Source organism: Acinetobacter sp. YH12231, assembly GCF_013417755.1.
Taxonomy (GTDB): domain Bacteria; phylum Pseudomonadota; class Gammaproteobacteria; order Pseudomonadales; family Moraxellaceae; genus Acinetobacter; species Acinetobacter amyesii.
Genome location: NZ_VPDJ01000015.1, coordinates 1 through 14,555, shown reverse-complemented (window position 1 = coordinate 14,555; position 14,555 = coordinate 1). Strand labels below are relative to the sequence as shown.

Genomic DNA, 14,555 nt, shown 5'->3' with positions numbered 1-14,555 from the left:
CTCTCCTTAAGACTGTCGTGGATTAAATGACGGAAAAGCTTGAGCAAAAGCCGCATAAGCTTGTTGCTCTTGTTCTGTTTGTGCAGCTGGTATCACTATATTTAAAACCAGGTAAAGCTGTCCGGGTGTTTTGTTTGGTATCCCTTTGTCCTTTAATCGTAGCTGCTGTCCAGTACGCGCATTTTTAGGAATCTGTAGCTCTAATGTTTTGCCATCAGGACTGGTAAATGCAATTTTTTGACCCAATGCTGCTTCCCAAGGACTGATATTCAGTTGTTGGAAAATATCAGCACCTTCTACACGGGTTTGCTCGGTTTGTTTATACAAAATTTCAATGTATAAATCACCAGCAGCTCCACCGTTATAGCCAGCTTGCCCTTGGCCCGAGAGTCGAATTTGTTGACCTGATTTCATGCCTGCAGGAATTTTGACTTGTAGGGTTTTACGTTGAACTTCAGGCTCACCATGGGCATTTAAGCTCGGAATCTGCAAGGTGATATTCTGCGTTGCACCATGAAATGCGATTTCTAAATCCACTTCTAAACTGGCGTGTTGGTCTTCACCACGGAAGCTCTTGGTTTGGCGGTTTGCACGTTGATACTGATAGTCACCGCCACCAAAGCCTTGCCCAAAACGACCAAACAAGTCTTCAAATCCACTAAAGTCCGCATGCTGACCATCAGTCGTCGATTGGCGATAAAACTGAGATTGGTCAAAACCATCTTGGTTGCCAGCATTAAACCCAGCAAATCCTTGAGGATGATCGAGTTCAAAATCGTATTGTTTTTTCTTTTCGGCATCACTCAAGGTGTCGTATGCAACATTAATCGCTTGCATACGCGCTTCAGCATCAGCCTCTTTACTGACGTCAGGGTGATATTTACGCGCCAATTTTCGATAGGCTTTTTTAATTTGATCTGCCGAAGCATCTCGGGCGATCCCTAAAGTTTGATAGTGATTGTCTGGCATACTCTCTGTATAAATATTAATCATGTTTTAATCAATATAGAAGGGTTCATCAAACTGTCATAGGGGCAAACTGCAGCATATTGTTTCAAAACATGACAATAAAAAAGCCTCACGAGGAGGCTTTTAAAAACACATTTAAAATTAATATTTTATCCAAGTGACACTACGACCAATCACAGATACACCAACATACCCACGTATAGTTAAATGTTTTCCTGAAGCACTAAGTCTTGCTTTGCCTTTATAGATTTTTCCACCAATCGGGTCCAGAACTTTACCGTTTTGGAATTCACGTGGATTTTTTGGATCTTGTTTAAAGTCCCAAATAAATGGCAAGCCGATAAAAGGTTTATTTTTCAATTCACCTGGGCAGTTCGAGCAGACGCCCATTTTTTCAGTGCCAGGGACATTGCGTGTGGTGACAATGATGCCTTCATAGCTTCCATCGGCTTTTTTGCGAATTTCAACGTCTGCACGTGAATATCCGGTGCGGTCATCGACAGTTTTCCACTTACCCACTAGCGGATCGGTTTCCGCAGCGATTGACAATCCTGACAAAGTGCTAAGTACTATTCCGGCAAATAATTGTTGATATATTTTTTTCATTTCATCCCCTGAAAATTCAGAATTGTGTTTTTAGAGTAAGTTGCCTAATTTATATATAAAGCCCTACAAAATCAATGTGATGGTTTGTGATGTATTTGGCAGATTTTTTTAAAACACTGCTTTAATATGGAGTTTTTACTCTAATTTTTAAGTTAAAAAAGGCCTTTAATGATTTAAAGGCCTCGTGCTTAGTTTTTGACCCAAGTGACATTGCGTCCAATTGCAGAGCCTTCAGTACGACCATTGATGATCAAATGCTTGCCATTATTCATCAAACGAGCGCGTGCATTGTAGTGCTTGCCTGATTTGGGATCGAGCATCACTCCACCCACAAATTCATTGGGCTTTTCTGGATCAGCGCTTAAGCCGCTTAAAGTGGTTAAACCGACCATGGGTTTATTTTTCTGAGCACCGGTGCATTGCGTGCATGTCGAAACATTTGCTGTTCCGGGTACGCTTCGGCTTTGGATAATGGTGGCCGAATACAGGTCATGCTTATCTTTACGAATCACCACATCGGCAAGGGAATATCCTGTTCGATCATCAATGGTTTTCCATGTCCCCACTAAGGGGTCAATCGCTGCAAAAGCAGAGGATAAACTGCAGATGGAGAACATGCCGAACAGGATAGAAGGGAGGAATTTAACAGCCATATAATTACCCACATTACACAAAAAGCGGATGCCTAAAACTTAAAGGCATAAAAATATTATGGGTTTAATGTAGCCTGAAATAATATGAATATTCTAGTGATTTTTTAAGAATTGGTATTTATATTTTGAGCCAAAACATGAACGAGTTGGCGCTAAATGAGGTTTATGCTGAACGTCTACGCACTAGTAAAATAGTCGGAATTCATCTCAAAGTAGATTATTATCGGCATGATGAACTCGTCTGGAGTTGAGTTCATCATGCCAATGAAAGCCAAATGGCGACTTTAGTTGACGCGGATCCAAGATACCGTCCGGCCGAGAAGCGTGGTTCCAACATAACCTCGAAGTGTCAGGACATTGCCGCGCGCATTCAATTGCCCTTTACCTTGATAAGTATTGCCTGAAAGTGGGTCGATCACCTTGCCATCGGTATAGGCATTCTCTTTTGCATTATGTTTAAAGCCAGAGAAGATCGGTAAACCAATTAAGGGTGCATTTTTGAGTTTACCTTCGCATTTTTCACAAATCGTGGTGACAGGGCGGTTGGGGATGGCATGTACTTTGGTGATTTTACCGCTATAGCTGCCGTCTTTTAATTTAGTGATTTGGACTTCAGCACGGGCATAGCCTGTTTTATCATCTATGGTTTTCCATGTCCCGACGAGGTCTGCTGCATGTGCTGTTATTGGGCCAAAGCAGATCATGGCTAAGGGAATAGCGAGTGTTTTGAGTTTCATAATTTATCCAATTTTTTTACATTATTTTTCTATTAAAAATAAAGCTTTGTTGGTTTTTTTGACTTTATTTCTGGCGCGATTCTACTCGAAAAAAAATTGATCGCAAATACAGCTGATCATGTTGATGCTTTATAGTTCGAACCCATTCGACTAAGCGCAAGAAAGTAGTAGGTCTAAATTTTATCGGGACAATAAAAAAGCACCCCGAAGGATGCTTAGATTTAGGCTTTTAATCATGCAATGATTTAGCTAAGGTGTTGACCAAAAAGGGATAAAGCTTCTTCTGCCGTAAAGGTATATTTTGTATTACAGAATTGGCAGTCCATTTCAATTGGGTTTTGAAACTCTAAGGTTTCACGAACTGCAGCAACACCAATTTGTTCAAGTGCTGTCGCACAGCGTTCTTTTGAACATGTGCAGCCAAATTTTAAGGCTTCAGTTTCAGGTAGACGAACTTCTTCTTCGTTATATAAACGATATAAAATTTCGTTTGCAGATAAAGACGTTAACTCTTCTGCTTTTAATGTCTCGGTCAGCATGGTTAAACGTGGCCATAGATCTTCATCAACTCGGCGTTGTTCTTCTTCGCTGTTACGCGGCAATAACTGGATCAGTAAACCACCTGAACGGCTGTTGCTGCTTGCTAAGACGATGCGTGTCGGGATCTGTGCAGATAGATCATAATATTGCATCAAGCAACCCGCTAAAGTCGGTTTGTCTAAAGGTACAATCCCTTGATAACGCTCACCAAATTCAGGCTCGATATTAATGAAAAGTACTGGGTTTACCAAGGCTTTCAGTACCGTGCTGCTGTCTTCAGCGGTTTGAAAGTGCGGGTCTTCTTCATAATCTGCAAGTGCGCGAACTTCACCGAGATGATTACATTCCGCCATTGCCCATTTAAAAGTGCCTGCAGCCTGAATTTGTAAGCTAATACGACCTTTAATTTTTAAGGTACTGGCCAACAAGGCAGTCGCGCTGAGCATTTCACCCAAGAGAATTTGTACAGCAGGTGCATAGTCACGCTGTGCAAGAATCGTTTGTAGAGCTTCTTCAAGATGAACCACTTCTCCACGAACAGGGCTATCTTCAATAAAAAAGCGTTGGCGTAAATCTGACATAAAATTCTCCATAACCCTGCTTTAATGGTGACGATATTGTAAAACACAAGTCATTCATTATCATCTCTTGTGACATCAATACGATGACGTTGTAAGCTGCGTTGTAAATCAACACCTGTAGGTTTTTCACGGGCTTGCGCATCGCTTTCAAACAAATGTTCCAGTTCAGCTAAAGCGTTACGATGCGTTTCATAAATCTTTTGTTCATCGGTATAGATTTGCTGCTGTTGAGTCAGCAGTTTTTCATCATAATCACGGAACAATTCGATACTTTTATAGGCATCTTCATCGCTGATGCCTAAGTCACACAGCATGTGATAGGCCATTCCTAAAGAGGATAAATAGGTTTCACGCCAAATATGCTCAATCCCCAAATCACGCAGCAAATGCACCTGATGACGGTCACGCGCACGGACCAATAATTTTAACTGAGGGTAATTCAGGCGAATATGACGCGCCACATTCATCGAGTCTTCAATATCATCTATAGCAAGGACGAACACTTTGGCATGTTCAATGCCCGCAGCGCGTAAAATATCTGGTTGTGTGGCATCGCCATAATACAGATGACCACCATAATTACGTACGAAATCGACTTTGTCTAAGTTGCTATCAATGGCGGTAAAAGACAAATGCTGTAAATGCGCCACACGAGCAATGATTTGTCCAAAACGTCCAAAGCCCGCAATAATCACAGGATTATGTTCATCCGGAATGTCGTCATACTCTGGGATGGTTTTAGGATTAAAACGCGGCAAAATTTGTGATTGTATTAACCAGTACAACATAGGGGTCAACACCATCGACAAAGTGACGATGAGGGTTAATGGCTCCAAAATGGCTTGCTGTACGACATTTTCACTTTTCGCCACACTAAAGACTACAAAGGCAAATTCACCGCCTTGAGCCAAACAGGTCGCCAGTAAAATACTGTTGCGCCATGAATTTTTAAGATAACGCGCAATCGCGGTAAGTGAAGCCATTTTGATGAGCATCAGTGCCAACGCACCACCGATAATGAACCATGGCATTTCAACGAATAATGACAGTTCCGTGGTCATGCCCACGGTCATAAAGAACAGACCAAGTAAAAGCCCTTTAAACGGAGCAATACTTGCTTCGAGTTCATGGCGGAATTCAGAGTCTGCCAGTAGCACGCCAGTCAGAAATGCACCGAGTGTGGTACTGATGCCAAGTACGTCCATCAATACCACCACACCCAGCACTATAAATAAGCCGACGGCGGTGATCAGTTCATGCGCGCCACTTTTCGCGACGAAGCGGAAAAACGGTCGCATTAAGTATCGACTAAATAAAAATAAGCCTGAAAAAGTCGCAATGATTGCAGCGAAATAGGCGATTCCGTGATGTGATGATTCTGTCCCTGCGAGCAGGGGAATGACTGCAATCAGGGGAATTGCAGCCATATCTTGAAACAGCAAAATCGAAAAGGATTGCTGCCCATAGGTGGTGTTCAATTGCTGCTTTTCACTCAGCATCTGCAAGACAAAGGCAGTAGAAGAAAGAGCGAGAGCGGAACCGATAACGATACTGGCTGCAATGCCTTGTTGTAATGCAAAAAAACTGCCTAGCGCTAAAACAAGACCGGTCAGACCGACTTGTAAACTCCCCATGCCGAAAATAGAACTACGCATACTCCATAGACGCTGTGGACGGAGTTCGAGGCCGATCAGGAACATCAGTAAGATCACGCCAAACTCAGCGAGATCTTGGATCGCTTGGGGATCACTGGCAATGTTAAAGACATCGGGGCCGAGCAAAATACCAGTGAACAGATATCCCAATACCGTTGCAATACCAAAGCGCTTGAGCAAAGGGACAAGCAATAAGGATGCGCCAAGGAAAATTGTGATCTGTAACAGTAGTGACATTTACTCGTCCTAGAGTTGTGTTTTTGGTCGAAAGTTGCAATTCAGTATGACTGATATTTTCAGACTGAATTGTACGCGTTTAACTGAGTTCCTGTGGGTCTATATCGAGGCTTAATTTCATATTTGATGGCTTGTTATGCAAGATATTTTGCCACCAATAACGCAGATAATAATGTAAGCGCGCACGATCTGTAGACAGTAAAACCATGTGGGATTGGTAACGCCCTGCTTTGCGCTCCATCGGGGCAGGAATCGGCCCCCAAATATCAATAATTCCAGCAGAGTCCTGACGCAGCAATTGGGCATGTTGCTGTAAAAATTCAGTATTGAGTTCTTGGTTTTTTGACTCACAGCGTACCAATGCGGCATAGCGAAACGGTGGCATTTGTGCCATTTCCCGTTCTTTCATGGTTTCTTTGGCAAATTTTCGATAGTTCTCATTGACCAAAATATTCAAAAGCGGATGGTCGGGTCTTAATGTTTGTAGGAATACATCGCCTTTACGTTCGCCACGGCCGGCACGCCCTGTGACTTGCACAATGAGTTGAGCGGTACGTTCGATGGCACGGAAGTCCACACTCAGCAGACCTGAATCGATATCTAAAATCGCCACCAAGGTGACGTAAGGGAAATGATGACCTTTGGCCAGCATTTGCGTACCAAGCAAAATAGCAGGCTCACTTTTTTGAATTTTGTCATAAATCTTTTGCCAACTACCAACGCGGCTGGTTGAGTCACGATCCACTCGAATGATGTCATGTTCAGGAAACAACTCATTTAAACTTTCTTCAACTTTGGCTGTGCCCATCCCAATAGATTTGAGCTCCTGATGATTACACTGTGGACAGTGATCTGGCATACGGTGAATGGTGCCGCAGTGATGACAATGTAAATGTTGATAAGGTGTACGATGAACCGTGAAATTGGCATCGCAATGTGGGCATTTAGCTTGCCATGCACAACTTTCACAAATCAGTACAGGTGCATAACCCCGGCGGTTTAAAAACACTAATACTTGCTCTTTTTTTTCAAGCCGTTTACGGATTTCACCAATCAAAAGTTGGCTGATTCCATGCTGTTTCTGTGCCACTTTCAAGTCAAGGATGTGCATTTTCGGCATGACCGCGGTGCCCGCACGTTGGTTCAATTCCAGTACGGTCATTTTGCCTTGTTTCGCCAGTGCATAGCACTCGATACTAGGCGTGGCAGAACCTAAAATTACAGGGCATTGTTCCAGATGCCCACGGTAAAGTGCGACATCCCGAGCGTGATAGCGAAAGCCTTCTTGTTGTTTAAAGGACAGATCATGCTCTTCATCAATCACAATTAAACCTATATTAGGCAGTGGCGTATAAATCGCAGAACGTGTGCCTAAGATAATTGACGCCTTACCTGTTTGCGCAGCTTGCCAAGCTTGCATACGTTTTGAATCGTTTAACCCCGAATGTAATAGGGCAATATTGCAATGAAAACGTGATTGGAAGCGGCTAATGGTCTGTGGGGTGAGTCCAATCTCAGGAACTAAAACCAAGACCTGTTTGCCTTGCTTGAGAACCTCTTGCATGATTTGTAAATAGACTTCAGTTTTACCACTGCCAGTTAAGCCATCGAGCAGGAAGGCCTGATATTTTTTACGTGCTTTTAATACGCTATCGATCGCTTTTTTTTGGTCAGGGTTTGCTGTAAGTGGCATTTGCGCCATGCTCATCGGCATCGGGCTAAAATCTTGTTCTGCTAACACACATTCGCAGATGCCTTTTTTCTCTAAGGCTTTGAGTGTTGCTGTTTCAACACCTGACAAATTTAAAAGATTTTCACCTGTGCCTGTGGGATGTAATTTTAGTATTTTATAGGCTTCTTGTTGACGCTCTGAACGTTTAATTTTGGCTTCAGCATTATGGTCAATCAGATTCCATGTCCGTGCCAATAAATTATAAGGCTTTCCTTGGCGTAACAGCGTCGGAAGGGCACTTTGCATCACTTCACCAATCGGAAATTGGTAATACTGTGCAGACCATGTCAATAAATTTAAAACTTTCTCATCTAAAATGGCACGATCATCAAGAAGTTCGGTAATGGCCTTGAGTTTAAAGCTTGAATTGAGTGGTGCATCGGGAGCAATTTTTTCCACGATGATACCGGTCAAATTTTGCCGACCAAAAGATACAGCAACGCGTGCACCTACTTCAGCTTGTTGGTATTGCTCTTGGTTTAAGCTGTAATCGAAGCAGTCGTATAAATATACCGGAACGGCGACTCGAACGCGGTAAATAGGTGTTGCAATGCTCGCTGAATTTGCCATAAAACGTGGATAAGTTCCTGATTAAATTTCGTCGTGATCGTAAAGGAGTTGTGTTAGAGTGAGCTCATATTTTATATCTAAGAATATGAATGATTTTGATGGTCAGACGCAACTGCGCTGATAGAAATTTTGGAAAATTAGAGCATTACAATGCCTGCATATCAGTTTATTGCCATAGACGCTTCAGGGAAGCAGCAGAAGGGTGTACTTGAGGGTGATTCTGCGCGTCAAATTCGTCAACAGCTCAGAGATCAGTCACTTATTCCAGTTGCTGTCGATCCGATAGAGCAAAAAGACAAACACGCGCAGCAGCGCTTGTTTCAAAAAGGGCTGAATGCCTATGACTTGGCTTTATTGACTCGCCAACTTTCAGTTTTGGTTGCCGCTGCGATTCCATTAGAAGAAGCGATTCGTGCTGTGGGAAAACAAAACGAAAAAGCCCATGTGCAAAACCTGTTGATGTCGGTGCGTTCTAAAGTTTTGGAAGGGCATTCTTTAGCCAACGCACTACAACAAGCGGGACGCTTTCCTGAACTGTATATTGCCACGATTGCAGCAGGTGAGCGTTCAGGTCATCTCGATCTCATTCTCGACCAACTTGCCGATTACACCGAAAACCGCTTTGCCATGCAAAAAAAAGTGCAGGGTGCGATGATTTATCCCATCATCCTGATGTTAATGTCTTTCGGTATTGTGATGGGACTCATGACCTATGTGGTCCCAGATATTGTCAAAACCTTTGACCAAAGCAAAGATGCCTTGCCGTGGATAACGATCGCTTTAATGAAAGCCAGTGATTTTATTCGAATGGCCTGGCCATTTTTATTGGTCGGTAGCGTAGTCTCGATTTTTCTCTTGGTTCGATTCCTCAGAACAGCGGCGGGACATTATGCCTTTGACCGTTTGACCTTGAAATTACCGTTATTTTCCAAACTGTCTAAAGGCATTAATGCCGCTCGTTTTGCCAGTACTTTATCGATTTTAACCAAGTCTGGTGTGCCTTTGGTCGACGCTTTAAAAATTGGAGCAGCGGTCAGTAATAATTGGGTGATTCGAGATTCGGTCAACCTTGCGGCAGAGAAAGTAACAGAAGGTGGTAATTTAGCAACACAGCTTGAGCGAAGTGGTTATTTCCCACCGATGATGGTACAAATGATCAAAAGTGGTGAAAGTTCAGGCGAATTAGATCGGATGCTCGAACGTGCGTCGACGATGCAAGACCGAGAAGTGACGACCTTAATTTCAACTTTATTGGCGTTACTTGAGCCGCTGATGTTGGTATTTATGGCGAGCATTGTACTAGTGATCGTGATTGCTGTGATGCTGCCAATCGTGAATATGAATAATATGATTTAAAACATTCGAACAATGATGTGAACAGAGATTTGTAACATGCAAGTGAAGACAAAAAATATGAAGCAACAAGGTTTTACTTTAATTGAAGTGATGGTGGTCATTGTCATTTTAGGTGTTTTGGCAGCGCTGATTGTACCGAACGTGATGGGCCGTGGTGAAAAAGCTAAAGTCGATACTACGGCGATTACTTTAAAAAGTGTCGCTGGCTCATTAGATCAATACAAAATGGACAATGGTAAATTCCCTTCAATGCAAGACGGCGGATTAAATGCTTTGGTCACTAAACCTGAGTCTGCTAAAAACTGGTTGCCAGGTGGCTACATCAAAGGTGGCTATCCAAAAGACAGTTGGGACAATGACATTCAATATGTGATTCCCGGTTCTGAAGGCCGTCCTTATGATCTTTATTCATTTGGTGCGGACGGTCAGTCTGGTGGTGAAGAAAATGATGCTGATATTTACTATAAACACTAACTGAGAATAATTATAAATTCAGTTTTAATGGAATTAATCACTTCACTTAATAGGGTGTTTCAATATTGAGTGAAGTGATAATAAATCTTAATTATAAAATTAATATTAAGTTATTGAATTTAATTTAAATTACATAATGCAAAATATGTGATATTTATAATAAGAATTATTCCCAATTTTATTGATTACAATAATCGCAAAATATGAATAAATATAGGCTTTTCATTTAAATAAAACCGAGCATAATATCTTTTATGGTACTTTTTTAGCCATGGAGAATAGTATGAAAGCATTATTATTAACGGATGAAATTAACCAATTTCATTGGTCTATGCTGAAATCTGTTCTATTGATTTTAAGTATTCTGCCGATCAGTCAAGGCATTGTGTATTTATGGCAAAGCACTGAGGGCAGTAGCCAAATTATGGTGGGCTTCTTTGCCATGAGCTTAATGAGTTCATTACTAGCTTTAAGTTTTTGGTCTGCATTAAAAGCGACTGTGGCAAATTTAAAACAAGAACATGCATCTGCCATCGAACAAATGGTTGTTCGTCTTTATCGATATATTCCAATGGTTTCTTTAGCTGCCATGCTTTCCTATTTAGTTACGCAGTTATAACCCCAAAATTAAACCTTCAAAACTGGAGCTTGCTCCAGTTTTTTTATGTCTCGTGTTAATGAACAGTTCGTAGCGTACATCATTGCATACTTCTACATGGTACGCGCTCTAACATAACCTTGCTTTGTCCGTTTTGACGCATCGAATGTCTGTTTCACATATGGTCAGCCTGAATGAAATTTTTATAATCTTTAGATATCAGATCTTAGATAGTTAGATGAAGTACAACAAAGAAAAGAAAGAGGGAAAAATGCAACAGATCGATTGGCAAGATTTTTTGAAAGTTGAATTACGTGTGGGGAAAATTGTACAGGCGGAAGTCTTTGAGCAAGCACGTAAACCTGCGTACATTCTTTATGTGGATTTTGGAGAGGAACTGGGCATTAAAAAATCCAGTGCGCAAATTACACAGCTATATCAGCCGGAAAATCTATTGGGAAAATTGGTCGTTGCCGTCGTGAATTTTCCAAAAAAACAAATTGGGCCGATCCAGTCAGAGTGTTTGGTCACAGGTTTTCATAATGCAGAGGGGCATGTTGCTCTTTGTGTGCCTGATGCACAGATTCCCCTAGGCACTAAGTTACTTTGAAAAAGTAAGGTGAGCTGGCACCCTGAAAGTTTATCAATAAAAAACCGAGCCAAAGCTCGGTTTTTTGATCTTTTGTAGCGGAATTAACGGCGTGATTTAAAAGAAATATCAACTTTACGCGGGCGATAAATCCAACCGAGAACCAATAACAAGAATGAGAAAATCAACACAGGCCAATCACTTAAGCGAGTGTAAAGTGTTTCGCCTTGCATGGCAGGTAAATCACCACGAAGTACCGCATCTTTATCCATCGGTGCCTGTTTCACAATGTGACCATTATGATCAATAAAGGCGGTAATACCTGTATTGGTTGCACGAATAAACCAACGGCCATTTTCTTTGGCACGCATTTGAACCATTTGTAGGTGTTGATGCGGGCTCGCTGTTCCAGTAAACCATGCGTCATTGGAAATGGTCACTAGGTAGTCACTTTGACTGGCATTACGGCGCGTTAAGTTGGGATAAGCCACTTCATAGCAAATCGCTGCACCTAAATCATGACCTTTAACATTCAAAGGCTTTTGGTTGTTTGCACCACGTGAAAAGCCACTCATCGACGGGTCATTTTGTAGGGCAGGCAGTACCCAACTTAGCATCCCTGAAAGCGGAATGTATTCACCAAAGGGAACTAGACGTTGCTTCTTGTATAGGCCAGAAGACTCATCACCAGTTGCCATGATGGTGTTGTAATACATAGGGTGTTGGTTTTGCTGTGATTCTGCCAAATCCCAATAGGGAATACCTGTCACCCAAGCCGTACCTGTTTTATTGGCTTGGACTTTCATCGCATCCAAAAACGGCTCAATATCAGTTTGGAACATTGGAATGGAGGATTCTGGCCAAACAATGACATCACGGCCCCATTCTGTCCGACTTAATGATGCATATTTCATTAAGGTTTGAGCTTGGTATTCTGTTAACCATTTTAAATCTTGTGGAATATTGCCTTGAATTAAGGAAACACTCAGCGGTTTTTCATTTTTAGGCTGAACAAATTGCAGTTGTGCTGCACCCCATGCACCGAGCAAAACAAGGACAGAGGGAACAATCCAAAAGATGCGTTTACGTAGGATTTCAACCAAGGCACAGGCCAATACAATGACCGCAAAAGATACCCCAAAGATCCCGAATAATGGCGCATAGCCATCGAGGAATCGTTCAGTAAAGGCATAACCTGCAAACAGCCATGGAAAACCGGTAAAGACCCAAGTTTTACTCCATTCGAAAAACACCCACAGTGGCGCAAAGGTCAGAGGTGTTTCTGGAAAGAAGCGGCGGTAGAGCCAACTCTGAACTGCGGTAAACAGGCCCATCACAATCGCCATAATGGCAATCATCAAAACACTGAGTGCTGAATTGGTATCACCATAGACATGGATCGAGGTATACAGCCAAAAAGCCCCGACAAACCATAAGCCAAAGCCATAAGCTAGACCAATGAAAAACGATTGTTTAGGGGCACGCTGACTTAAGCAAGCATACAGCAGGGCTGGAGATAAAATTGCCAACCACCAATAATGATAAGGTGCCAGCGACAAGCTGAAGATGGCACCTGAAAATAATGCAATCAGCAAAGGATAGATGAAAGGTAGCTGTTTTTTTTGTTCTGAGTGGTTTAGCAGCTTATCAAAGTAGGTTCTCATTTACGGACAGCTCGGATCAGATGAATAGTACGTGCATCTGCCTCCAAAATGGTAAATTCCCAGTTTTCAAGTTCAATCACTTGACCTTGTAAATCACTGACCAAGCCCATTTCTTGTAGCAGTAAGCCGCCCACAGTTTCTACTTCATCATCTGAAAAATCAGCATCTAAAAGATTGTTAAAGTGTTCAATTGGTGTAAGTGCTTGAACCAACCATGTATTTGCACTTAACGGGTCTTCATCTGGAATGATAAATTGAGCTTCTTCATCAACTTTGTCGTGTTCATCTTCAATTTCACCCACAATTTCTTCAAGAATGTCTTCTAAAGTGACTAAACCTGAAGTTGTGCCATATTCATCAATCACTACAGCGATATGGGTTTGGGTATTTTTCAACATACGTAAAACTTGGTCAGAACGCGCGCTCTCGGGTACAAATAAGGGTTGACGCATTAATGCACGAATATCGACTTTGGTGGTCGGTTCTGTCAAAAATGGCAACAAATCTTTGGCCAACAAAATACCGACAACATTGTCTGGCTGGTCTGAGGAAAAGACTGGGAAACGTGAGTGTGCAGATTCAACAAGTACATGCAAAATATCTAATAGCTCATCATCTTCTTGTAAGCTGATCATCGCAGTACGGGGGGTCATGACCTCGCGGATTTTAGTTGCAGGTAAGTCGAGTACCCCTTCGAGCATGGCAACTGTATCGGGTTCTAAGAAGCGACGTGAATCTTGTACCAATTTCAACAGTTCGTCACGGGTTTCTGGTGCAGTGCCCAGCCATTTACGTAAGCCGCGCATGCCCCACGACGGGCCGGATTCCTCTTGCATGATCTTTCCTAAAGACTCTTAATATCTAATAAATGATGATTTTATCATACCGTAGAAAATACAGTTGTCTATTGTTAATGTTGATCTCGATGATGAGCGATCAAGTCATTTTAAGACGCTATCGTTTGCATTTTTCAAGCTAACATTCGGTCGTCAGGATTATGCTAAAATAGCCCTAGATTTTAATGCTGAGTTTTCTAATGTCTGAGCCTTCTGTGCCCCCATCAATTCAATTAAACACCCGTGGCTTACGTTGCCCTGAGCCTGTGATGATGTTGCATCAAGCCATTCGTAAATCAAAATCGGGTGATATTGTGGAGGTTTTTGCAACAGATAATTCGACCTCTTGGGATATTCCGAAATTTTGTATGCATTTAGGTCATGAGCTTTTGCTTCAAGAAGAACGTCTTGATGAAAATGGAAATAAAGAATTCCATTATTTGGTTCAGAAAGGTTAATTTAAGAGATTGTAAAAAATAATAATTATTAAGATGTTACATTTTTATTAATAAAATAGGCTGGTCAAGTCTGATGGCTAGCCTATATCATTCGCAGCATAATTATACAAAGTTTAAAAAACAGACTTTTAAAATGTCAAATTCGATTGCTCTTATACTTGAAAAATTAGGCTTATCCGCCCAAAAACGTGCCATTCATGTGCAATTTTCCAACCCTGCGTTGAATGACGAGCTTTTTATTCAACGTATTGATGGGGAGCATGTCTTAAACCAAGGCCTGCAAGCGACTTTGATTTGCCT

Annotated in this window: 15 protein-coding genes; 6 read left to right on the top strand and 9 right to left on the bottom strand. The window is 41.9% G+C overall.

Features of this window, described 5'->3' with window-relative positions; genetic code table 11:
* Window positions 1-6: 6 nt before the first annotated feature.
* From FTV11_RS10415 to FTV11_RS10385, 7 genes are all read right to left on the bottom strand, one after another.
* Complete coding sequence (locus tag FTV11_RS10415) at window positions 7-969, bottom strand: DnaJ C-terminal domain-containing protein (RefSeq protein ID WP_180010275.1); 963 nt, start codon at window positions 967-969, stop codon at window positions 7-9.
* Between the two features lie 141 nt (window positions 970-1,110).
* Entirely contained in the window at window positions 1,111-1,575 is a 465-nt protein-coding gene (locus FTV11_RS10410) for a DUF2147 domain-containing protein (RefSeq protein ID WP_168377965.1), read from the bottom strand.
* A 188-nt stretch (window positions 1,576-1,763) separates the two neighbouring features.
* On the bottom strand, window positions 1,764-2,228 hold the full coding sequence (locus FTV11_RS10405) for a DUF2147 domain-containing protein (protein WP_168377964.1): 465 nt from the start codon (window positions 2,226-2,228) through the stop codon (window positions 1,764-1,766).
* A 284-nt stretch (window positions 2,229-2,512) separates the two neighbouring features.
* Window positions 2,513-2,965, bottom strand: a complete 453-nt coding sequence (locus tag FTV11_RS10400) for a DUF2147 domain-containing protein (protein WP_180026794.1) — start codon at window positions 2,963-2,965, stop codon at window positions 2,513-2,515.
* 245 nt (window positions 2,966-3,210) lie between these two features.
* The gene (hslO, locus tag FTV11_RS10395; protein ID WP_078189788.1) at window positions 3,211-4,086 is read right to left on the bottom strand and encodes an Hsp33 family molecular chaperone HslO; all 876 of its coding nucleotides are present in this window, start codon (window positions 4,084-4,086) and stop codon (window positions 3,211-3,213) included.
* Between the two features lie 50 nt (window positions 4,087-4,136).
* The gene (locus tag FTV11_RS10390) at window positions 4,137-5,978 is read right to left on the bottom strand and encodes a monovalent cation:proton antiporter-2 (CPA2) family protein (protein WP_180073970.1); all 1,842 of its coding nucleotides are present in this window, start codon (window positions 5,976-5,978) and stop codon (window positions 4,137-4,139) included.
* Window positions 5,979-6,057: 79 nt separating this feature from the next.
* Window positions 6,058-8,280 (bottom strand): primosomal protein N', encoded by a 2,223-nt coding sequence (locus tag FTV11_RS10385; RefSeq protein WP_180073969.1) that lies wholly within the window; start codon window positions 8,278-8,280, stop codon window positions 6,058-6,060.
* Window positions 8,281-8,430: 150 nt separating this feature from the next.
* On the opposite strand from FTV11_RS10385, the gene gspF reads away from it, so the two are divergent.
* The 4 genes from gspF (at window position 8,431) to FTV11_RS10365 (ending at window position 11,318) form a co-directional block, all read left to right on the top strand.
* Entirely contained in the window at window positions 8,431-9,636 is a 1,206-nt protein-coding gene (gspF, locus tag FTV11_RS10380; protein WP_180073968.1) for a type II secretion system inner membrane protein GspF, read from the top strand.
* A 36-nt stretch (window positions 9,637-9,672) separates the two neighbouring features.
* Window positions 9,673-10,110, top strand: a complete 438-nt coding sequence (gene gspG / locus FTV11_RS10375; RefSeq protein ID WP_078189784.1) for a type II secretion system major pseudopilin GspG — start codon at window positions 9,673-9,675, stop codon at window positions 10,108-10,110.
* 283 nt (window positions 10,111-10,393) lie between these two features.
* Window positions 10,394-10,729, top strand: a complete 336-nt coding sequence (locus tag FTV11_RS10370) for a hypothetical protein (protein ID WP_078189783.1) — start codon at window positions 10,394-10,396, stop codon at window positions 10,727-10,729.
* A gap of 250 nt (window positions 10,730-10,979) precedes the next feature.
* On the top strand, window positions 10,980-11,318 hold the full coding sequence (locus FTV11_RS10365; RefSeq protein WP_180073967.1) for a tRNA-binding protein: 339 nt from the start codon (window positions 10,980-10,982) through the stop codon (window positions 11,316-11,318).
* An 83-nt stretch (window positions 11,319-11,401) separates the two neighbouring features.
* On the opposite strand, the gene lnt is transcribed toward FTV11_RS10365, so the two are convergent.
* Together lnt and FTV11_RS10355 are read right to left on the bottom strand one after the other, a co-directional pair.
* The gene (lnt, locus tag FTV11_RS10360; RefSeq protein ID WP_180073966.1) at window positions 11,402-12,961 is read right to left on the bottom strand and encodes an apolipoprotein N-acyltransferase; all 1,560 of its coding nucleotides are present in this window, start codon (window positions 12,959-12,961) and stop codon (window positions 11,402-11,404) included.
* Window positions 12,958-13,797 (bottom strand): HlyC/CorC family transporter, encoded by an 840-nt coding sequence (locus tag FTV11_RS10355; protein WP_078189781.1) that lies wholly within the window; start codon window positions 13,795-13,797, stop codon window positions 12,958-12,960. Before FTV11_RS10355 ends, lnt begins: the two co-directional genes overlap by 4 nt.
* A gap of 200 nt (window positions 13,798-13,997) precedes the next feature.
* Between FTV11_RS10355 and tusA the strand changes: the two genes are divergently transcribed.
* Together tusA and FTV11_RS17330 are read left to right on the top strand one after the other, a co-directional pair.
* Window positions 13,998-14,255, top strand: coding sequence for a sulfurtransferase TusA (gene tusA / locus FTV11_RS10350; RefSeq protein ID WP_078189780.1), 258 nt, complete (start codon window positions 13,998-14,000; stop codon window positions 14,253-14,255).
* 133 nt (window positions 14,256-14,388) lie between these two features.
* Window positions 14,389-14,555 (top strand): hypothetical protein (locus tag FTV11_RS17330; RefSeq protein WP_180073965.1); only part of this gene is annotated, 167 nt, incomplete at its 3' end.

Coding starts and splice junctions, on each gene's coding strand:
- hslO (WP_078189788.1), bottom strand. CDS start 4,086: ATGTCAGATTTACGCCAACGCTTTTTTATTGAAGATAGCCCTGTTCGT.
- FTV11_RS10365 (WP_180073967.1), top strand. CDS start 10,980: ATGCAACAGATCGATTGGCAAGATTTTTTGAAAGTTGAATTACGTGTG.
- tusA (WP_078189780.1), top strand. CDS start 13,998: ATGTCTGAGCCTTCTGTGCCCCCATCAATTCAATTAAACACCCGTGGC.
- FTV11_RS10385 (WP_180073969.1), bottom strand. CDS start 8,280: ATGGCAAATTCAGCGAGCATTGCAACACCTATTTACCGCGTTCGAGTC.
- lnt (WP_180073966.1), bottom strand. CDS start 12,961: ATGAGAACCTACTTTGATAAGCTGCTAAACCACTCAGAACAAAAAAAA.
- gspF (WP_180073968.1), top strand. CDS start 8,431: ATGCCTGCATATCAGTTTATTGCCATAGACGCTTCAGGGAAGCAGCAG.
- FTV11_RS10415 (WP_180010275.1), bottom strand. CDS start 969: ATGCCAGACAATCACTATCAAACTTTAGGGATCGCCCGAGATGCTTCG.
- FTV11_RS10410 (WP_168377965.1), bottom strand. CDS start 1,575: ATGAAAAAAATATATCAACAATTATTTGCCGGAATAGTACTTAGCACT.
- gspG (WP_078189784.1), top strand. CDS start 9,673: ATGCAAGTGAAGACAAAAAATATGAAGCAACAAGGTTTTACTTTAATT.
- FTV11_RS10355 (WP_078189781.1), bottom strand. CDS start 13,797: ATGCAAGAGGAATCCGGCCCGTCGTGGGGCATGCGCGGCTTACGTAAA.
- FTV11_RS10400 (WP_180026794.1), bottom strand. CDS start 2,965: ATGAAACTCAAAACACTCGCTATTCCCTTAGCCATGATCTGCTTTGGC.
- FTV11_RS10405 (WP_168377964.1), bottom strand. CDS start 2,228: ATGGCTGTTAAATTCCTCCCTTCTATCCTGTTCGGCATGTTCTCCATC.
- FTV11_RS10370 (WP_078189783.1), top strand. CDS start 10,394: ATGAAAGCATTATTATTAACGGATGAAATTAACCAATTTCATTGGTCT.
- FTV11_RS10390 (WP_180073970.1), bottom strand. CDS start 5,978: ATGTCACTACTGTTACAGATCACAATTTTCCTTGGCGCATCCTTATTG.